The 18084-nt window shown below is 69.7% G+C and carries 20 protein-coding genes and 1 pseudogene; 12 read left to right on the forward strand and 9 right to left on the reverse strand.

What is annotated here, in order from left to right; translation table 11 throughout:
• The first annotated feature begins 108 nt into the window (after positions 1 to 108).
• A complete protein-coding gene (locus ACLARN_RS18870) occupies positions 109 to 897 on the forward strand; it encodes a TIGR00730 family Rossman fold protein (RefSeq protein ID WP_409492734.1) in 789 nt (262 codons plus the stop codon).
• A complete protein-coding gene (locus tag ACLARN_RS18875) occupies positions 897 to 1475 on the forward strand; it encodes a TIGR00730 family Rossman fold protein (protein ID WP_409492735.1) in 579 nt (192 codons plus the stop codon). Before ACLARN_RS18870 ends, ACLARN_RS18875 begins: the two co-directional genes overlap by 1 nt.
• Positions 1476 to 1690: 215 nt before the next feature.
• On the opposite strand, the gene ACLARN_RS18880 is transcribed toward ACLARN_RS18875, so the two are convergent.
• A complete protein-coding gene (locus ACLARN_RS18880) occupies positions 1691 to 2365 on the reverse strand; it encodes a lysophospholipid acyltransferase family protein (RefSeq protein ID WP_409492819.1) in 675 nt (224 codons plus the stop codon).
• Positions 2366 to 2417: 52 nt separating this feature from the next.
• Here ACLARN_RS18880 and ACLARN_RS18885 point away from each other — a divergent pair, with 52 nt between their 5' ends.
• Entirely contained in the window at positions 2418 to 3317 is a 900-nt protein-coding gene (locus ACLARN_RS18885; RefSeq protein ID WP_409492736.1) for a glucosyl-3-phosphoglycerate synthase, read from the forward strand.
• A gap of 52 nt (positions 3318 to 3369) precedes the next feature.
• Here the strand turns inward: ACLARN_RS18885 and cydC are convergent, their stop codons facing one another.
• Genes cydC through ACLARN_RS18905 form a run of 4 tightly spaced genes read right to left on the reverse strand, consistent with a single transcriptional unit; the run spans position 3370 to position 8702 of the window.
• A complete protein-coding gene (gene cydC / locus ACLARN_RS18890; protein WP_409492737.1) occupies positions 3370 to 4962 on the reverse strand; it encodes a thiol reductant ABC exporter subunit CydC in 1593 nt (530 codons plus the stop codon).
• Positions 4959 to 6518: a thiol reductant ABC exporter subunit CydD gene (gene cydD / locus ACLARN_RS18895; protein WP_409492738.1), complete on the reverse strand. Its 1560-nt coding sequence runs from the start codon at positions 6516 to 6518 to the stop codon at positions 4959 to 4961. The genes cydC and cydD overlap by 4 nt, the downstream gene beginning before the upstream one ends.
• Positions 6519 to 6527: 9 nt before the next feature.
• Positions 6528 to 7520, reverse strand: coding sequence for a cytochrome d ubiquinol oxidase subunit II (locus ACLARN_RS18900; RefSeq protein ID WP_409492739.1), 993 nt, complete (start codon positions 7518 to 7520; stop codon positions 6528 to 6530).
• 3 nt (positions 7521 to 7523) lie between these two features.
• Positions 7524 to 8702 carry a cytochrome ubiquinol oxidase subunit I gene (locus ACLARN_RS18905; RefSeq protein WP_409492740.1) on the reverse strand — a complete coding sequence of 393 codons (1179 nt, stop codon included), beginning with the start codon at positions 8700 to 8702 and terminating at the stop codon, positions 7524 to 7526.
• Between the two features lie 140 nt (positions 8703 to 8842).
• Here ACLARN_RS18905 and ACLARN_RS18910 point away from each other — a divergent pair, with 140 nt between their 5' ends.
• From ACLARN_RS18910 to ACLARN_RS18935, 6 genes are read left to right on the forward strand one after another with little or no spacing between them, the layout of a single operon-like run.
• A complete protein-coding gene (locus ACLARN_RS18910) occupies positions 8843 to 9169 on the forward strand; it encodes a helix-turn-helix transcriptional regulator (protein WP_005155407.1) in 327 nt (108 codons plus the stop codon).
• Positions 9166 to 9840, forward strand: a complete 675-nt coding sequence (locus ACLARN_RS18915; RefSeq protein ID WP_409492741.1) for a permease prefix domain 1-containing protein — start codon at positions 9166 to 9168, stop codon at positions 9838 to 9840. The genes ACLARN_RS18910 and ACLARN_RS18915 overlap by 4 nt, the downstream gene beginning before the upstream one ends.
• Before the next feature lie 28 nt (positions 9841 to 9868).
• A complete protein-coding gene (locus tag ACLARN_RS18920; protein WP_409492742.1) occupies positions 9869 to 10543 on the forward strand; it encodes a permease prefix domain 1-containing protein in 675 nt (224 codons plus the stop codon).
• Positions 10540 to 10842, forward strand: a complete 303-nt coding sequence (locus tag ACLARN_RS18925) for a DivIVA domain-containing protein (protein WP_076163283.1) — start codon at positions 10540 to 10542, stop codon at positions 10840 to 10842. The genes ACLARN_RS18920 and ACLARN_RS18925 overlap by 4 nt, the downstream gene beginning before the upstream one ends.
• Positions 10839 to 11288: an SRPBCC family protein gene (locus tag ACLARN_RS18930; RefSeq protein ID WP_409492743.1), complete on the forward strand. Its 450-nt coding sequence runs from the start codon at positions 10839 to 10841 to the stop codon at positions 11286 to 11288. The genes ACLARN_RS18925 and ACLARN_RS18930 overlap by 4 nt, the downstream gene beginning before the upstream one ends.
• Positions 11281 to 11847: a DNA-3-methyladenine glycosylase I gene (locus tag ACLARN_RS18935; RefSeq protein ID WP_409492744.1), complete on the forward strand. Its 567-nt coding sequence runs from the start codon at positions 11281 to 11283 to the stop codon at positions 11845 to 11847. Before ACLARN_RS18930 ends, ACLARN_RS18935 begins: the two co-directional genes overlap by 8 nt.
• Here the strand turns inward: ACLARN_RS18935 and ACLARN_RS18940 are convergent.
• Both ACLARN_RS18940 and ACLARN_RS18945 read right to left on the reverse strand, forming a co-directional pair.
• Complete coding sequence (locus ACLARN_RS18940) at positions 11844 to 12329, reverse strand: hypothetical protein (RefSeq protein WP_409492745.1); 486 nt, start codon at positions 12327 to 12329, stop codon at positions 11844 to 11846. The genes ACLARN_RS18935 and ACLARN_RS18940 overlap by 4 nt on opposite strands.
• A gap of 109 nt (positions 12330 to 12438) precedes the next feature.
• On the reverse strand, positions 12439 to 13233 hold the full coding sequence (locus ACLARN_RS18945) for an enoyl-CoA hydratase-related protein (protein ID WP_409492746.1): 795 nt from the start codon (positions 13231 to 13233) through the stop codon (positions 12439 to 12441).
• 195 nt (positions 13234 to 13428) lie between these two features.
• Here ACLARN_RS18945 and ACLARN_RS18950 point away from each other — a divergent pair, with 195 nt between their 5' ends.
• Positions 13429 to 13596: a DUF3117 domain-containing protein gene (locus ACLARN_RS18950; protein ID WP_005155393.1), complete on the forward strand. Its 168-nt coding sequence runs from the start codon at positions 13429 to 13431 to the stop codon at positions 13594 to 13596.
• Between the two features lie 90 nt (positions 13597 to 13686).
• A complete protein-coding gene (locus tag ACLARN_RS18955; protein ID WP_409492747.1) occupies positions 13687 to 15162 on the forward strand; it encodes a leucyl aminopeptidase family protein in 1476 nt (491 codons plus the stop codon).
• Between the two features lie 135 nt (positions 15163 to 15297).
• On the opposite strand, the pseudogene ACLARN_RS18960 reads toward ACLARN_RS18955, so the two are convergent.
• Together ACLARN_RS18960 and ACLARN_RS18965 are read right to left on the reverse strand one after the other, a co-directional pair.
• Positions 15298 to 15771 (reverse strand): annotated as a pseudogene (locus ACLARN_RS18960) (phosphatase PAP2 family protein); the annotation flags it as partial.
• A 70-nt stretch (positions 15772 to 15841) separates the two neighbouring features.
• Entirely contained in the window at positions 15842 to 16726 is an 885-nt protein-coding gene (locus ACLARN_RS18965; protein ID WP_409492820.1) for a LysR family transcriptional regulator, read from the reverse strand.
• A gap of 105 nt (positions 16727 to 16831) precedes the next feature.
• Here ACLARN_RS18965 and ACLARN_RS18970 point away from each other — a divergent pair, with 105 nt between their 5' ends.
• Positions 16832 to 18076 (forward strand): MFS transporter, encoded by a 1245-nt coding sequence (locus ACLARN_RS18970; protein ID WP_409492821.1) that lies wholly within the window; start codon positions 16832 to 16834, stop codon positions 18074 to 18076.
• Positions 18077 to 18084: the final 8 nt, after the last annotated feature.

An 18084-nucleotide genomic window follows, 5' to 3' on the forward strand; every position in this document is an offset into this window, starting at 1 on the left:
TGCTCGTGGGGCCCGCTCTCCGGCGGGCCCCACGTTCGCGAATCCGACAACTCCTGTTCGCGGCGATGCTGCCGCTCCGGACCGTGACGACGTCGTAGTCTTGGTTGGGTGAGTGAGACAAACAGCGAGTTCCCCGACGGCCAGTACCCGGAACGTCCGATCGAGCGCCACAAGGGCCCGGTCGTGCTGCGGCGGGATCGCCGTGACCAGGGCAGCACCACCGACCAGCGCCTGCTGGACTCACGCGGGCCGAGCGACTGGGTGCACACCGACCCGTGGCGCGTGCTGCGGATCCAGGCGGAGTTCGTCGAGGGCTTCGGCGCGCTGGCCGAGGTGCCGCGCGCGGTGACCGTGTTCGGCTCGGCTCGGACCAAGCGGGACCACCCGGAGTACGAAGTCGGCCGCAAGATCGGTGCCGCGCTCGCGAACGCGGGCTTCGCGGTGATGACCGGCGGCGGCCCCGGCGCGATGGAAGCGGTGAACCGCGGCGCCAACGAGGCGGGCGGGTTCTCCGTCGGCCTCGGCATCGAGCTGCCGTTCGAGCAGGGCCTGAACCCGTGGGTCGACCTCGGCGTCAACTTCCGGTACTTCTTCGCCCGCAAGACGATGTTCATCAAGTACTCGCAGGCCTTCATCTGCCTGCCCGGCGGCTTCGGCACGCTCGACGAACTGTTCGAGGCGCTCACCCTGGTGCAGACGAAGAAGGTCACGAAGTTCCCGGTCGTGCTGTTCGGCAGCGACTACTGGGGCGGCCTGTACGACTGGATCGCCAAGACGCTGCTCGCCGAGGGCAAAATCGGCGAGAAGGATCTCGACCTGCTGCACGTCACCGACGACATCGACGACGCCGTGCGGGTCGTGCAGGACTCGTACCAGGCATGGGAGGACACCCACTGATGGCGGCTCCGCGCCGGGTGTGCGTCTTCTGCGGCTCCTCGATGGGCTTCGACCCGCGCTACGCCGACGAGGCACGCGCGCTGGGTACGTTGCTGGCCTCTCGCGGAATCGGACTCGTCTACGGCGGGGCTTCGGTCGGCACCATGGGCGTCGTCGCGGACGCCGCACTGGCCGCGGGCGGCGAGGTGATCGGCGTGATCCCGGAGGCGCTCGGCAGCGTCGAGATCGCGCACGCCGGCCTGACCGAACTGCACGTCGTCGCCGACATGCACCAGCGCAAGGCGAAAATGGCCGCGCTGTCCGACGGATTCCTCGCGCTGCCGGGCGGTGCCGGGACGCTGGAGGAGCTGTTCGAGGTCTGGACCTGGGCGCAGCTCGGGCTGCACGAGAAGCCGATCGGGCTGGTCGACGTCGGTGGGTACTACGCGCCGCTGCTGAAGTTCGCCGACCACATGGTGTCGGAGGGCTTCCTGTCGGCGGGGTACCGGGACATGCTTCTGATCGACTCGGACGCTTCGGCGCTTCTGGACGGCTTCGCGGGCTACGTGCCTCCGCCGCGTCCTAAGTGGGCTAAGTAGGTCTTGTCGTCGCGTGAAGGCCCCCTTCCCTCGGCTCAGCCGAGGGAAGGGGGCCTTCACGCGACGCTGCTGTGGCGCTTGGGGTTGCTGGGACTCAGGTGGCGAAGCGCCAGTCCGTGAAGGCCTCCTTGCCTACCTTGAGGGTAGGCAAGGAGGCCTTCACGGCATGTGGAGGTCTTCAGGGGGAGCAAGGGACCTTTGCTATCGCCCGAGCGTCAGGCAGCGCTCTGATCAGGGCGTTTGTGGTACGAGTCGACGTACTCCTGCCCCGAAAGCTCCAGGATCGTGTACATGATCTCGTCGGTCACCGAGCGCCGGATCGCCGGTGATGAGTCCTGTCCCTCGTACCGCGAGAAGTCCAAAGGCGAGCCGTAGGTGACGGTGATCTTCGCCCGCCGCGGGATCCGCTTCCCCTCGGGCTGCAAGTCCTCGGTGCCGGAAAGGGCGACGGGGACGACTTTCGCGCCGGTCGCCAGCGCCAGGGCGGCGACGCCGGTGTGGCCGCGGTGCAGCCGTCCGTCCAGCGAGCGGGTGCCCTCGGGGTAGATCGCGAACGCGCCGCCCGCGTCGAGCACCTTCCGCGCCGCTTCCAGCGCGGCGAGACCGGCTTGCGCGTTGCCGCGTTCGACGGGGACGTAGCCGAGGCCGCCCAGGAAACCCGCCATTAGTTTGCCCCTGAGCCCGCGGCCGGTGAAGTACTCCGCCTTGCCGAGGAACTTGACCTGCCGCATCGCCGTGAAAGTGATCACGCCGGTGTCCAGGGCCGCCCGGTGGTTGGGGGCCAGCAGCACCGGACCGGTGGCGGGGATGTTCTCCACGCCGCGGATCTCGGGGCGGTACAGCGCCCTGACCAGCGGGCCCAGCACGAATCGGACGAGTAGCGGTAGCAAGGTTTCCTCCATCGACAGGGTGTCGGACTCCAGCATGGCACGATCACTACTCATGAGTTGGTTCGAGCGGCGCACGTGGCAGAACCCCGGTTGGACGCTCGACGACATCGTCGCTGCGAAGGGTGACCGGACGGTTTCGGTCGTGCTACCGGCACTCGACGAAGAGGACACCGTCGCCGAAGTCGTCGGCACGGTGCGGCCGCTGCTGGGCACGATCGTCGACGAGCTGGTCGTGATGGACTCCGGGTCCACCGACGCCACCGCCGAGCTCGCCGAACGCGCCGGCGCCCGGGTGGTGCACCGCGAGGACGTGCTCCCCGAACTGCCGCCGGTGCCGGGCAAGGGCGAGGTGCTGTGGCGGTCGCTGGCCGCGACGACCGGTGACGTCGTCGTATTCCTCGACTCCGACCTGGTCGACCCTGATCCGGCGTTCGTGCCGACCCTGCTCGGGCCCCTGCTCTGCGAAGACGGCGTCCACCTGGTCAAAGGCTTCTATCGGCGGCCGCTGCGGCTGGAGAGCAGCGGCGGCGGCCGGGTCACCGAACTGCTGGCGCGACCGGTCCTCTCGGCGCTGCGCCCCTCGCTCTCGGGGCTCATCCAGCCCTTGGGCGGCGAGTACGCCGCGACGCGCGAGTTCCTCGAGTCAGTGCCCTTCGCGGCCGGGTACGGCGTCGAGATCGGGCTCATCCTCGACGCCGAAGCGCGCTACGGCCTCGAAGGGCTCGCACAGGTCAACCTCGGCGTACGCAAGCATCGCAACCGTTCGCTGCTTCAGCTGGGTGTGATGGCGCGGCAGATCCTCGGGACGGCGCTCGCGCGCTGCGGCATCAAGTCGGACGACCCGGCTCAGCTCACCCAGTTCATGCAACTAGGTGACGAATGGCGGCCGGAGGTCGCCGAGGTGTCGATCAGCGACCGGCCGCCGATGCGCGAAGTCCGTGGCCTCTCGTGATCCCCCTCGTTGTCGCGTGATCTTAGGGAGGACACGCGTGACTGGATGGAGATCACGCGTGTCCAGCCGGAGAACTTGCGTGATTGGACGCGGAACACAGCCGCACGACCTCATCGAAGCCCGCCAAGTGCGCTTCGCGATGCGTCACGAGGACGACAGTGCCGCGCGCGGCAGCGAGGACATCGGCCAGGACGGCGTCGCCGTGTTCCGGGTCCAGTCCCTCGACCGGCTCGTCCAGCACCAAGACCGGCGGCGCGGCCAGCACCGCCCGCGCGAGCACGAGCCGCTGGCGCTGCCCTCCTGACAGAGCGTCGCCATCGGAGCCGGCTTCACGGTCCAGCGGCAGGTCGAAACCCGCCGTTTCACAGGCGGCGAGCAACTCGGCGTCCGAAGAACCGGGCTTCGCGAGCAGCAGGTTCTCCCGGACGGTGGTGTGGAAGACGTGCGCGTCCGCGAGCGCGCCCGAAACCACCGACGGCAGCAGTGCCGGGTCGTACGTGTCGAGCGGCTTTCCGTTCAGCAGAGCGCGTCCGGACGTCGGCGTCACGGATCCCAGCAGCACGTTCAGCAGCGTCGTCTTCCCGGCACCGCTCGGCCCCAGGATCCCGACCCGTTTGCCCGGCGGCAGGTCGAGGTCGACGCCGTCCAGCGCCGGAGCCCTGCCCTCGAAACGCACGCCGATGCCTTCGAGCCGCAGGTGCCCCGGCTCGGGCACCGCGGTTCCGCGTGCGGGCGGCGGTTCGGTCAGCAGCGCGCGCACCCGCTCGGCCGACGCGCGGACCTCGACCCAGCGCTGGGCGGCCGCGGTCAGCGGCAGGACCAGCTCGAACACGGCCAGCGCGCCCAAGGCCAGCGCCGCCGTCCGCGGCGGCGAAACCCCGGCGGTCAGCGCGATCGTGACGCAGGTCAGCAGCTGGACGAGCATCCCTGCCGCGGTCAGCAGGCTGATCCGGTTAGCCGTCGCCCGGTCCCGGGCGGCGAGGGCATCGACAGCGGTGTGTGCGGCGTCCACAGTGGACTCGTGCACACCGTAGGCGATCAGCTCCCGTCGCCCGGTGATCAGTTCGACCGATCGTTCGGCCAGATCAGCCCGTGCCGGAGCGCTCTCCTGCGCCGCCGCGCGAGTGATCCGCACGCACAGCCGCGGCAACCCGATCCCGGCGACGGCGAGCCCGAGCGCCAGCACCAGACCGGCCGTCGGGCTGACGATCAGCGCGACCGCGGTCGACACCGTGCCCACGAAAGCGGCGACACCGGCGGGCAACAGGCAGCGGAGGATCGCGTCCTGCACGGCGTCCACATCGGACACCAGACGAGTCACCAGGTCACCGCCGGAATGCCGGGAAACCCGCTGCGGCAGCAGTGACGTGTACACGCGGGTCCGCAGGGCGCCGAGATAACGCAGGACGACTTCGTGCCCGGCGAGCCGTTCCGCGTAGCGCAGCCCGCCGCGCAGCAACGCCAGCGTCCGGACGGCGACGATCGCCACCGTGAGCGACGCGAGTGGCGGCTGCTCGGCCGCCTTCAGCAGCAGCCACGCGGCCGTGGCCATCAGCGCCAGCCCGGCCAGCTCGGCCCCGGCCGCGATCAGCCCGGCACGCACCAGTCGGACGACGTCCTTTGTGGACACACCCCAGACGTTCACACGAGTTCCCGTTCTCTTACGGCGCCATCGTGGACTTCGATGACGCGGACGGCCAGCTCGGCCATCGCGGGCCGGTGGGCCACGAGTACCGCGGTCCGGCCGGTGAGCAGTTCGCGGGTCGCGCCGAGCACGGCCGCCTCGGTCTCCGCGTCGAGCCGGGCGGTCGGTTCGTCGAGCAGCACCAGACTCGCCTCCGTGCGGGCCAGCGCCCTGGCGAGGCCGAGTCGTTGCCGCTGCCCCGCCGAAAGCGGCGCGCCCAGTTCCCCGATCCGCGTCCGGTAGCCGCCGGGAAGCCCCCGCACGACCTCGTCGAACGCCGCCGCGCGGGCCGCCGCCTGGACGTCCGGCACCTGGCCCATGGCGATGTTCTCCTCGATGGTCCCGGTGAACAGCGTCGGCCGCTGCGGCACCCAGGCCGTCCCGGCCCGCCACGACGCCGGATCCAGTTCGCGCAGGTCGACGCCGTCGACGAGGACGCGGCCGGACGTCGGAGTGACGAAGCCCAGCAAGACCGCCAGCAAGGTGCTCTTCCCGGAACCGCTGGGGCCCACGAGCGCGACGTGCTCGCCCGCCTCGATCGTCAGGTCCACTTCGGACAGAGCGACCTCGTCGCCGTACGCGACGCTCACCTTCTCCAGCACGATCCGCGGCGCACCACGGCCAGCCACCCGGGAACCCCGGACAGGCTCCTCCGCCGGAACGGCCAGCGCTTCCCGCAGCGTGGCGAGCCCTTCCGCGCTGGCGTGGAACTTCGCCCCAGCCGCCCGCAAGGGCAGGTACGCCTCGGGCGCGAGCAGCAGCACCAGCACGGCCGTGTGCACGACCATGCCGCCTTCCAGCAGCCGGAAACCGATCGGCACCGCCACGAGCGCCACCGAAAGCGTCGCCACCAGTTCCAGCACCAGTGCGGACAGGAACGCGACCCGCAGCGTGCGCATCGTCGCGTCCGTATGCGCGTCCGCCATCGCCCGCACGGTCTTGGCCTGCGCGGCGGCGCGGCCGAACACCTTCAGCGTGCCGAGCCCGCGCACGACGTCGAGGAAATGTCCGCCCAGCTTGGAAAGCAGCCGCCACTGTTTGGCCGTCTTCGCTTTCGTATGCTGCCCGACCAGGATCGCGAACACCGGGATCAGCGGCAGCGTCGCGGTGATGATCAGCGCCGACGCCAGATCCGCGGTGAACAGCCGGACGAGCACGGCGACCGGAACGATCGCCGACAGCACCACCGTCGGCAGATAGCCCGTCAGGTAGGCGTCGCCGGCGTCGATCCCTTTGGTCACCAAAGTCGCGACCTCGCCGGGATTCTCCGCTTCCGCGCCGAGAAGCCGCTTGCGCAGCTTGGCTTTGACCGTCGCAGCGAACCGGCCGCCGAGTGAACCTTGGACACCCGTGAGCAGCACGCGGACCGCGATGGCGGCCGCGAGTGTCCAGGTCACGCCGCCGCCGGTGAGCAGCGTCGCGAGGCCGTCCGCTTGGACGAGGATCGCCACGGCGGTCAGCGTGCCGAGCACGGCCAGCACGCCGAAATGGCGTCGCAGCCCGGGAAGGGGAGGCATCTCAGACTCCTAGAAGTGCAGCAACGAGCGCTGGTCGACACGGTCGCCGTGCTGTCGCCAGGTCACCCACTGCACGGCGGCGATCACCACCAGCGCGGGCGGCAGGACGAAGGTGAGCAGCTCGAGCATCTCGGGGTTGGAGGCCGCTTCCGTCAGGCTCAGCGAGTACCCTCCGTCCACAGAGGACACCAGAGCGTCCGGCAGGCGCAGTGTCCCGACGGCCAGCACCGGCGAAGCGGACAGGACCATCGTGGCGACCAGTGCAGCCTTGTGCCGCCCCGCGCGCAGTGCCGCGGCCGCGACGGCCAGCGCGCCGAACGCCAGCACGATCGCGGGCAGCACGGTCCACGACGCGGTGGTCTCGATCGCGCCCCAGACGACCGCCACGACCAGGAACGCGAGCGCGGGCGCGAGCAGGGCCTTGGCGACCCGGTTCGCGCGGGCGGTGAATTCGGCGGGCGCCCGGACGGTGAGGAAAGCCGCTCCCTGCAAGGCGAACAGCGCGACGAACCCGGCACCCCAGAGCAGCGCGTACGGCTCGAACGCGGCGAGAACACCGCCGGTCGGTGCTCCCTCGGCGTCGAGCGGGAGCCCGAGGACGAGGTTGCCGAGGAACACGCCCCAGGACACCGCCGTCACCCAGGCGCCGACGGTGATCGCGAGCGTCCAGGTGCCGCGCCCGGCGTCCGGCCGCCTGCTGCGCAACTGCACCGCCGCGGTGAACGTGACCAGTCCGAGCAGCAGGGTGACGACCGGGAGATAGGCCCCGGAGAACACTTTCCCTTCCAGATGGGGGAAAGCGCCGAACAGGACGCCGACCGCGGCCACCAGCCAGACCTCGTTGGCGAGGAAGAACGGGCCGAAAGCGCCGAGTACGCGCCGCCGCCCTTCCTCGTCACGGCTGAGCCTGCCGAGCAGCATCCCGACGCCGTAGTCGTAGCCGGCCAGCGCGAAATAGCCCGAGGTCAGGAAACCGAGCACACACCACCACAGGATCACCATGGGTCAGACTCCGCTCAGGACGGGAAGTTCGGCACGAGGCGCGGTCGTCTCTTCTTCGGGTTCCGGGCCGCGTTTGGCGACCCTCGACATCAGCACCCAGTCGGCGATCGCGAGAACCGTGAACAACAGCGTGAAAGCGATGAAGGAGAACAGGATCTGGCCCGCCGGGATCGACGCGACGGCGTCGGCCGTGGTCAGCTGACCGCGGATCAGCCACGGCTGACGGCCGATCTCCCGCACCAGCCAGCCGAGGATCGCCGCGATGAACGGCAGCGGGATGGCCAGCACCATCACGTACAGCAGCGGGCGCACCTTGGTGATCCAGTTCCGGAACAGCAGCAGCGTGCCGAGGATCGAGGCCAGGAAGGCGATGAACCCGATCTGGATCATGAAGCCCAGCGAGGCACCGACGAGGGGATCCGCTCCGTCGAGCTTGTCGGGGTGGTACTCCCCGAGCGGGCCGAACTGGCCGAAACCGAAGCCGATCACCAGCGTGCTGCCCACCAGCGAGGCGAGCACGCCGATCCGCATCGAACGCCGAAAGAACTCGATCTCCTTGGTGCGCTTGATGAAGTGGTACGCGCTGACGCCGACCACGAAGAACCCGCCGGTCATCAACGCCGCGCTCAGCACATGCGGCAGCGACATCGTCAATGCCGGGTTGGTGAACAGGGCACCGAAGTCGTCGAGCTTCAGCACACCGTTTTCGTTGTGCGTGCCGACCGGGTTCTGGAGGAACGAGTTGGCCACCATGATGAACAGTGCCGAGGCGTACGCGGTCAGCGTGACCAGCCAGATCAGCGCCAGGTGGACCCATTTGTTCAGCCGCCCCCAGCCGAAGATCCACAGCCCCAGGAAGGTCGATTCGGCGAAGAAGGCCACCAGCGTCTCGATGGCCAGCGGCGCGCCGAAGACGTCGCCCGCGACCGACGACAAGCCGGTCCAGGTCAGTCCGAACTGGAATTCCATCACGATTCCGGTGACGATTCCCAGCGCGTAATTGATCACGTAAAGCTTGCCCCAGAAGCGGGTCATCCGCAGGTGTGTCGGCTTGCCGCCGAGCGCGGAGCGTGTCTGCATCACCGCGACGAGTGTCACGAGCCCCAGTGTGAGCAGCACGAACAGGAAGTGGAACGAGGTCGTCGTCGCGAACTGGAGTCTCGCGATCGGGAGTGCGTCCATGTCGAAGCACTGTATACGTAGGCTGGCTACATGTAGGCACGAAATCTATGAAATCGGGGTGATCTCGGGGACATTCCCTGAGGTGGTTCCGGGAAGAACCCGACTACCCTGATGATCGGCGATGTGTAGACTGTCTATCTATGAAGGCCGACAGCCTGCGCGGGCACCTCGACGCGTTGCTCCTTGCCGTCCTCGACGGCCGGAAGCTGCACGGGTACGCCATCATCGAGGCGCTCCAGCTCCGCAGTGACGGTGCGCTCGACCTGCCGACGGGCACCGTCTACCCGGCGCTTCGCCGGTTGGAGCGCGCCGGGTTCCTCGCCAGCGAATGGGACGTCGTGTCCGGCCGCAAACGTCGTACGTACAAGCTCACCCGCTCCGGGCAGAAGGCGCTGGCGGCGGAACGGGCGGAGTGGCAGGAGTTCACCACGGTCATAGGTGGTGTCCTCGGGGGGAGCACGGCATGAGCGCGATCGAGGCCTACATTTCGGAGCTGGGCAGACGGTTGAGCGGGTCGGCGGGGGCCAAGGCCGACCTGCTCACCGAGGCGAGGGACGGCCTGATCGACGCGGCCGAGGCTTATCGCGCGGGCGGTGTCACGGAGCTCGACGCCGAACGACGGGCCGTCGCCGATTTCGGCCCGGCCGACCTGATCGCCCGTGACTACCAGGCGGAACTGGGACTACGGCGTGACGTCCGCGTCCTGTGGGAGCTGATCGTCGGTGTCCCGATCCTGATCGTCGCCTGGGACCTCGCGCGGGTGCTGAGCTTCAGCGACTGGTCGCGGTTCGGTGCCCCGCCGCCGTCCTGGTACCACCGCGTGATCGGCGCGGCCGACGTCGTGGCGGCGCTGTCCCCGGTGGTCGCGATCGCCGGGGTGATCGCGGCACGGCTGCTTTCGCGGCGGATGGACGGCCCGTGCACGGCACGCTCGGTCTCGCTGACCGTGGCCGCGGCGGTGGGGCTGAACCTCATCGCGGTCGCGCTGTACGGCGGCGCGACCGGGTTGCTGGAGCCCGCCCGGCTGATCATCAGCGTGCCGTGCGCCGTCCTGTCCGGAGCGTGGATCCTGTTCAGCATGCGGCTCACGGTCGCCGCGCGCCGCCACCGGCGGCCGGAAATGGCGATCGCGGCCTGACCGCGCGGAGCTTCGGGAGAACTACGGCATGACTGTGATCGAGGCTTATCTCGGTGACCTGCGCACGCGGCTGGACGGCCCGGCGTCGGCGAAGCGGGATCTGCTGCGCGAGGCGCGGGACGGGCTCAACGACGCCGCCGACGCCTACCGCGAGGGCGGGTGGAGCGAGCACGACGCGCAGCGGCGCGCCGTCGAAGACTTCGGGCCGGCGCACCTGATCGCGCGGGACTACCAGGCCGAACTCGGGATGCACAGCGGCACCCGCACCCTCTGGCAGCTGATCCTCGGCGTGCCGTTGATGCAGCTCACCTGGGAATTCGCCCGCAAGTGGACCTTCGGTGACTGGTCGCAGCTCGCGACGCCGACCCCGGGCTGGTACCTCTACGTCGCCCAATTCACCCACGGCTCGGTGTACCTCGTGCCGGTGCTGGGAGTGTTCGCGCTCCTCTGCATGCGACGGCTCTCCCGGCGGATGGACGGCGTCCGGCTGGTCCGGACGGCCGGGGTGCTGATCGGTGAGGCCGTCGGGCTGAACCTGCTTTCGGTGGCCCTGATGGTTCTCGCCACCGGGTTCCTCGACGCGTCGCGGCTGTTCCTGTCCGTGCCGTGCGGGATCCTGATGATCCTCTGGGTGGTGGTCAGCGTGCGACTCGCGTTGCTGGCGCGACGATCGTGGCGTTCGTGTGCCACGATCGTGGCGTGACGACCGCCCTGATCTATCTCGTAGTCATGCTGCTGGTGGCCGCAGTGGTGTTTCTGCTGGCCGCCGTGGTGTTCGGCCGGGGTGAGGAACTGGCCCCGCTGCCCCCCGGCAGCTCGCCGACCAGGCTGCCCGCCGAGGACATCACCGCCGAGGACGTCTACGCCGTCCGCTATCAGATGGTGGTGCGCGGCTACAAGATGTCCGAAGTGGACTGGGTGATGCGGCGCCTCGGCGTCGAGATCGACGAACTGCGCTCCAAGGTGGCCGAGCTGGAGGCCGAGCGCGAGGGCGCCAGGTGACCGATGTCGTCGTCTCCGTCGACGTCGCGGTACCGGCCGGGACGGCTTGGCTCGCGCTGACCGACTGGGAACGCCAGGGTGAATGGATGCTCGGCACCGAGGTCAAAATCGTCGAGGGCAACGGGCGCAGTGTGGGCTCGAAGCTGTCGGCCTTCACCGGTGTCGCCGGGATCGGGTTCACCGACACCATGGAGATCACCAGCTGGGAGCCGCCGCTGCGGTGCGTCGTACGGCACCTCGGCAAGATCGTGCGGGGCACCGGGGTGTTCCAGGTGATCGAGAAGGGGCCGCACGCGTCGACGTTCGTCTGGGCGGAGCATCTGCGGCCGCCGTTCGGCGTCGTCGGACGGCTCGGCTGGCCGGTCGCGAAACCGGGGTTCGAGCTGGGACTGCGGCTGTGCCTGCAGAAGTTCGTGAAGTACGCGGAGGGGTACCGGGTTGGCTGAGGCGGGTTTGCTGGGCACGGACGGGATCAAGCGGTGCTCATGGGGCAACTCGGCGCCGGACTACGTCGAGTACCACGACACCGAATGGGGCGTGCCGCTCCACGGTGACGAAGAGCTGTACGAGCGCTTGTGCCTGGAGTCGTTCCAGTCCGGGCTCTCGTGGATCACGATCCTGCGCAAGCGGGAGTCGTTCCGTAAGGCGTTCAAGAAGTTCAAGCCGAAGAAGGTCGCCGTCTTCACCGACGACGACGTCGAACGGCTGATGCAGGACGCGTCGATCGTGCGGAACCGGGCGAAGATCCTCGCGGCCATCAACAACGCGCGCGTGATCGCGGAACTGGACGGCTCGCTGGACGACCTGTTGTGGTCGTTCGCGCCCGCGCGGCACAAGCGGCCGCGCACGATGGCGGACGTCCCGGCGATCACCGACGAGTCGAAGGCAATGGCGAAGGACCTCAAGAAACGCGGGTTCGTGTTCCTGGGGCCGACGACGTGTTACGCGCTGATGCAGGCGACGGGCATGGTCGACGACCACGTGAAGGACTGCTTCCGAGCCTAGGCCGCGCGGGCGTGGAGGTCGTTCGCCAGTCGCTCCAGCGGCCGGTAAGTGCCGTCGAACTCGATCTCGCGCCCGTCGCGCAGGCCGATCGTGCACCTCGCGACGTAGGCGACGGGGAAGAAGTTCACCCAGTGCTCGACGCCCTTGTAGCGCACTTCACGGACTTCGGCCCAGGTGATCGCGTGCGGGATCTTGCGGCCATAGACCTCGGCGAAGCCGCCGGTGAAGACGTAGACGCCACCGGCGAGGCGTTTCCCCGTGAGGTGGCACCACGGGAGGAACAGGGGCGGCCACACGAACAGCACTACGGCCAGCGCTCCGGTCATGTCGCCTTCGCGGATCCCGAGCGCCAGAGCGCCCGCTAGTGGTGCGAAGGCGAAGAAGGTGCCGACGACCCCTGGTCTGCGACGGTAGCGGCGGAGGCATTCGCCAAGGCCGTGCTCCGCGGCTTTCGCGTGGAGGTGGGCGGGGATCGGGATCACGGCGGGACGCTAACCGCTCAGGCTCGGTACCGGTCCCGAAGGTGCAATGAAGGACGCTTTCATAGCAAAATTTGCTATGAAAGCGTCCTTCATTGCACGTCCGGGGCGGCTACTTGCCCTGGAAGTTCGGCTTGCGCTTGCCCACGAAGGCCTCGACCGCCTCGCTGTGGTCGGCGGTCGCGCCCAGTGCGGACTGCGCGGCGTCCTCGGCGTCGAGCGCCTCTTCGAGCGAGGACTCGGCGGCGACGGACAGGACGTTCTTGATCTTCGCGTAGGCGACCGTCGGGCCGGCCGCGAGCTTCGCGGCGACCTTCTGCGCGCGGGCCGCCAGTTCCTCGTCGGGGACGACTTCGCTGACCAGTCCCAGCGTCAGCGCTTCGGCGGCGTCGACCGTGCGGGCCAGCAGCATCAGTTCGGCCGCGCGGCCGAGGCCGATCAGCCGCTGCAGCGTCCACGACGCGCCCGAGTCCGGGCCGAGGCCGACGTTCGCGAACGCCATCAGGAAGTTCGCCGACGTCGCCGCGATCCGGAGGTCGCTCGCGTAGGCGAAGGCGGCACCGGCACCGGCCGCGGGGCCGTTCACCGCGGCGATGACCGGCTTCGGCATCCCGACGATGGTCTTGACGATCGGGTTGTAGTGCTCCTTGACGGTGTGTAGCGGAGCCGGGTCACCCGCCTGCAGTAGTCCGACATGCTCCTTCAAGTCCTGCCCGGCGCAGAACGCCTTGCCGGAGCCGGTCAGCACGACGGCTCGGACGCTGTCGTCGGCTGCGGCCTCCCGCAACCCCGCCAGCAGCAGTTCCTTGAGTTCGACGGTCAGCGAGTTGTACGCCTGCGGCCGGTTCAGCGTGAAGGTGCGCACGCCATCGGCGTCGGCGGTCAGCAGAACGTCGGATGTGGTCACGGGATCTCCTAGTCGGCGAAACTGCGGTCTGAGTGGAGTCTTTCAGCCTCGCGAGCCGCATACCAGCACCGATACGACGGCAAAAGATCGGTCCGCGTTCGCGCCCGGCCGCTGATGAGGGACAATGGACAGTAGACCCGGCTGGCTTTGACGAGCGCGACCCGGGCGCGCCGGTTGAGACGGAGGGAGCACGCTATGGCGGCCATGAAGCCCCGGACCGGAGATGGTCCCCTCGAAGTGACTAAGGAGGGGCGGGGCCTCGTGATGCGCGTACCACTCGAGGGTGGTGGGCGCCTCGTCGTCGAACTCTCCGCGGAAGAAGCGAAGGATCTCGGCGCGGCCTTGCAGGAGGTCACCGGCTGAGCCGGACCGCACCAACGTTCAACCACCCGCACCCCGGTCTCCGTTCGGAGGCCGGGGTCGCGGTTCATCTGCGCCCGGAGGTCGCTCACTGTGCGTAACCCGCTACCCCCCGTTCCGGGGAAGCTGCTCGAAATCGAGGTCTCGGACGATCTGCGGCGCGGTACGCCGCTGGCCACGCTAATCGCGGCGCCGTCCGAAGAGGACGGTGACGCCGGACTCGAGGAGATCGAGGGCGTGCGGCCGACCGGCAAGGCCGGTGACGTGCAGGCCGTGCCGACCGGTGGCACCCGCTGGGTCGCGGGTGTCGGCGATGGGGAACCGCGTCAGTATCGCAAAGCCGGTGCCGCGCTGATCCGCGCCGTCTCCTCGGCGCTGGACGAAGACGTCAAGGCGGGCCAGAAGGCGTTCCGTGCCTTCGCCGTCGAACTACCCGAGGACGCGGGCGCCGAGCACGTCGAGGAACTGGCGTTCGGCCTGTTGCTCGGCGGCTACCGGTTCACGGTGACGGCCGAGGAGCCGAAGCCGAGCCCGCGGACCGTGCGGTTGCTGACCCGCTACGAGCGCGCCGTGCCCACGTACGAGAAGGCACTGGAGCGGGTTCGCGAACTCGCCGCCGCCGCCTCGTTCGCCCGCGACCTGGCGAACGCGCCTTCGAACGTCAAGACCCCCGCCTGGCTCGCCGACACCGCCGCGCGCGTCGCCGGCGGCATCCCGAACCTGACCGTCTCGGTCCGGGACGAGAAGTGGCTGGCGGAGCAGGGCTTCGGCGGTGTCCTGGCCGTCGGTGGCGGTTCGGCCGCGCCGCCGAGGCTGATCGAGCTGGAGTACCGGCCGCGCGGGGCGACCACGCATCTGCTGCTGGTCGGCAAGGGCATCACCTTCGACACCGGCGGTCTTTCGATCAAACCGGCCGACGGCATGCACCTCATGCGCACCGACATGGCGGGCGGCGCGGCGATCATCGCCGCGGTCCGCGCGATCGCCGCGCTCGGCCTGCCGGTCAAGGTGACCGGGCTGGTGCCCGCCGCCGAGAACCACGTGTCCGGCTCGTCGTACCGGCCCGGCGACATCGTCCGGCACTACGGCGGCAAGACGACCGAGGTGGGCAACACCGACGCCGAAGGCCGCATGGTCCTCGCCGACGCGCTCGTCTACGGCATCAAGAAGCACAAACCGGACGCCGTGATCGACGCGGCGACGCTGACCGGCGCCATGAAGGTGTCGCTCGGCGTCCGGATCGGCGGCGTGTTCGCCACCGACGACGCGCTCGCGGAGCGGGTCACGAAGGCGGGCGAGCGGGTCGGCGAGGCGTGGTGGCGGATGCCGCTGCTGGAGGACCTGGCCGAGACCGTGCAGGGTTCACTCGGCGACGTCCGGCAGGCGCCCGGTGGCCCCGGCAGCATCGTCGCGGCGCTGTTCCTGCGCGAGTTCGTCGGCGACGTGCCGTGGGCGCACCTCGACATCGCCGGGCCCGCGCGGGCCGACAAGACCTACGCCGACGTCGTGCCGGGAGCCACCGGTTTCGCCGCGCGGACGCTGGTCGAACTGGTCGCTTCCTACGCCTGACCTGCGGGGCGGTAGCAAGGGACCTTTGCTATCGCCCCGCGGGCGCACCCTGGGCATGGGCTGGGTCGGCGCGTCACCGGCATGCGCGGTGAGCCGTCGAGCGAGCCTGGTCGCGGGACCGGTCAGATAGCGGAACACGAGCCACGCGGTTACGGCGCCGAGGACGAGTCCGGCGAGGACGTCGTGCGGGTAATGCGCGCCGACGAAGACCCGCGAGAAGCCCATCAGCAGGGCACCCGGGAGCACCCACGGCGCGAGTCGTCGCCAGGCGAGCGCGAGCCCGACGGCGGCCGCCGCGGCGATCGTGGAGTGATTGCTCGGGAAGGACCAGTCGCCTGGCGCGGGACAGTCGACGAGCGTGACGAGGTTCCGGCATGGCCGGTCCTCGCGGATCACGCTCTTCGCCGCTTCACTGATCAGGTACGCGATCGCGGTCGCGGCGGGCACCAGCAGCGACACCGCGATCATGGCGGGCGAGGGGCGAGCCCGCCAGAAGACCCAGGCCATCAGGGCGGCGAAGATCAGCAGTCCCGCGTCGGTGAACAGGACGCCTGATGCCTGAAGCCAGTTCGGGCTCTCCCTGGCCAGCTCCACGATGTCGTCGTACATTCACCCGAAGTTAGCGAAAATGACGGACTCACCGCCTTGTACGAAAGGCAGTGACCGACCCTGACGATCGTCACCAGCGCTCGGCGCGGACCCGCTCCCGGAACCGCATGACCGCGGGCGGCAGGACGACGTCCTTGCGCCACGCCAGTCCGATGGTCCGCCCGACCGGTGGCACCAGCGGGACTTCGGCGACGCCCGCGGGGCTGCCGGGTTCGAACCGGGGGAGCAGCGCCACCCCGAGCCCGGCCGCGACCAGCCCTCGGACGGTGTCGGACTCCTGGCCCTCGAAGGCGATCTTCGGTTCGAAGCCGGCTTCGGCGCACAGCTCGTCGGTGATGGTGCGAAGGCCGTAGCCGGTTTCGAGGAGGACGAATTCCTCGTCCTTGAGGTCCACGACGGCGGCGCTGGGCCGGTCGGCGAGGCGGTGCGATGTCGGGACGGAGAGAAAGATCTCCTGTTCGGCGAGCACGACGGTGTCGAGCAGCGGGTCTTCGACGGGCGCGGGGGCGAGCAGCGCGACGTCGAGTTCGCCGCTGGTCAGCCTGTCGACTATGTCCTGGCGTGAGCCTTGGACCAGCGTGAAGCGCACGTGCGGGTGGTCCGCGCGGTAGCCGCGGAGCAGGGTGGGGACCAGCGACCGGCCGAGCAGGTGCAGGAAGCCGAGGACGATGTGCCCGGATTCGGGGTCGACCTCTTCGCGGGCTTGGCGGACTCCGGCGTCGACGGTGGCGAGGGCGCGTTCGGCGGCGTCGGCCAGCAGTTCGGCTGCCCGGGTGAGGCGGATGCCGCGGCCGTCGGGGACGGTCAGCGGGGCGCCGAGGGCCTCGCCGAGCGCGGCGATCCGGCGGCTCACCGTCGGCTGCGGGACACCGAGGAGTTCGGCCGCGCGTGTGACGTTCGTCGTGCGGCGCAGTGCGGAGAGCAACGCGAGCTGGGGCGCTAGCTGGGCGGTCATCCTTTCATTCAGCACGGTATCGATTGTGGCAGATGGACGTATTAGACGTATCGTTTAGCCGGGCTTAGCTTCAAGATCGTGCCTGCCACCGGAACCACTCGCCGCGTGACGATCGCCGTCGCCGCGGCCGGGATCTCCTCGTTCGCCCTGCTCTACGCGCCGCAGCCGGTGCTGCCGCAGCTGGCCGAGCAGTACCACCTCGACCCGGGCGGCGCTTCGCTCGCGGTGAGCGTCGCGACCGGCGCGCTCGCGATCGCCGTGCTGCCGATCGCGGTGCTCTCCGAGGTCGTGGGACGGCGTCCGGTGATCATCGCTTCGGTGGTCTCGGCGGTCGTGTTCGGTTTCCTGCTGCCGCTGGCGCCCAGCTACCCGGCGCTGCTCGTGCTGCGGGCGCTCCAGGGCGTCGCCATCGCGGGGTTCCCCGGAGTGGCCGCGGCCTACCTCGCGGAACGGCTCGGCAAGGCCGGGCTCGCGGCGGCGGTGGGCGCGATGATCGCCGGGAACACCGTCGGCGGCATGGTCGGCAGGCTCGCGGCCGGGTTCACCGCCGGTCCGTTCGGCTACCACGGCGCGCTGCTCGTCGTCGCGGTGATCGGGCTGGTCTGCGCGGTGGTCACGGTGGTGGCCCTGCCGCCGGGGGAGCAAGGGACCTTTGCTATCACTTCCGGGGATGGTCGCAGGTCAGAGGTACTGCGCGGGCATGGGCAAGCGGTCCTCAAGGGGCTCGGCGCGGCCGTGCGGAAGCCGGTCCTGCTGGTCCAGTACGCGGTCGCGCTGCTGGCGATGGGCTCGTTCGTCGCGTTGTACAACGCCGCCGGATTCCGCCTGACCGGCGAGCCGCTGGACCTCTCGCCCGCGATCGCGTCGCTCGTCTTCCTCGCCTACGCGATGGGCGCGGTCTCGTCGGCAACCGCGGGCAAGCTCGTCGGCCGGTTCGGACGCCGCCGGTCGCTCGCCGGCGCGCTGCTGCTCACGATCGCCGGGACCGCCCTGACGCTGCCCGATTCGCTGCCGCTGGTCATCGTGGGGTTCGTCGTGCTGACGGGCGCGTTCTTCGCCGCTCACGCCGTCGCCAACGGCTGGGCCGCCGCGGAGGCGCCCGAGAACGCCCGAGGCCAGGTGGGTGGGCTGTACACGCTTTCGTACTACCTCGGCAGCAGCATCGGCGGCGCTGTCGGCGCGACCGTCTACGGGCACGCGGGCTGGACCTGGCTGATCGCGCTCACCGCCGCCTGGCTCGCCCTCGCCGCGGTCGCCGTGCTGAAGGGGACTTTCCCCGCATCGCACGTGGTGAAAGCGTCCTTCGCCCCGTCTGATGCGGTGAAAGCGTCCTTCAGCCCCCGGCGATAGCAAAGGTC

The sequence above is a fragment of the Amycolatopsis sp. cmx-11-12 genome (assembly GCF_046269425.1).
Taxonomy (GTDB): domain Bacteria; phylum Actinomycetota; class Actinomycetes; order Mycobacteriales; family Pseudonocardiaceae; genus Amycolatopsis.

Excerpts from the sequence above, each read along its gene's own strand:
- ACLARN_RS18885 (WP_409492736.1), top strand. The coding sequence starts at position 2,418 with ATGAGTTGGTTCGAGCGGCGCACGTGGCAGAACCCCGGTTGGACGCTC.
- ACLARN_RS18900 (WP_409492739.1), bottom strand. The coding sequence starts at position 7,520 with ATGGTGATCCTGTGGTGGTGTGTGCTCGGTTTCCTGACCTCGGGCTAT.
- ACLARN_RS18965 (WP_409492820.1), bottom strand. The coding sequence starts at position 16,726 with ATGACCGCCCAGCTAGCGCCCCAGCTCGCGTTGCTCTCCGCACTGCGC.
- ACLARN_RS18905 (WP_409492740.1), bottom strand. The coding sequence starts at position 8,702 with ATGGACGCACTCCCGATCGCGAGACTCCAGTTCGCGACGACGACCTCG.
- ACLARN_RS18910 (WP_005155407.1), top strand. The coding sequence starts at position 8,843 with ATGAAGGCCGACAGCCTGCGCGGGCACCTCGACGCGTTGCTCCTTGCC.
- ACLARN_RS18875 (WP_409492735.1), top strand. The coding sequence starts at position 897 with ATGGCGGCTCCGCGCCGGGTGTGCGTCTTCTGCGGCTCCTCGATGGGC.
- ACLARN_RS18915 (WP_409492741.1), top strand. The coding sequence starts at position 9,166 with ATGAGCGCGATCGAGGCCTACATTTCGGAGCTGGGCAGACGGTTGAGC.
- ACLARN_RS18950 (WP_005155393.1), top strand. The coding sequence starts at position 13,429 with ATGGCGGCCATGAAGCCCCGGACCGGAGATGGTCCCCTCGAAGTGACT.
- cydD (WP_409492738.1), bottom strand. The coding sequence starts at position 6,518 with ATGCCTCCCCTTCCCGGGCTGCGACGCCATTTCGGCGTGCTGGCCGTG.
- ACLARN_RS18920 (WP_409492742.1), top strand. The coding sequence starts at position 9,869 with ATGACTGTGATCGAGGCTTATCTCGGTGACCTGCGCACGCGGCTGGAC.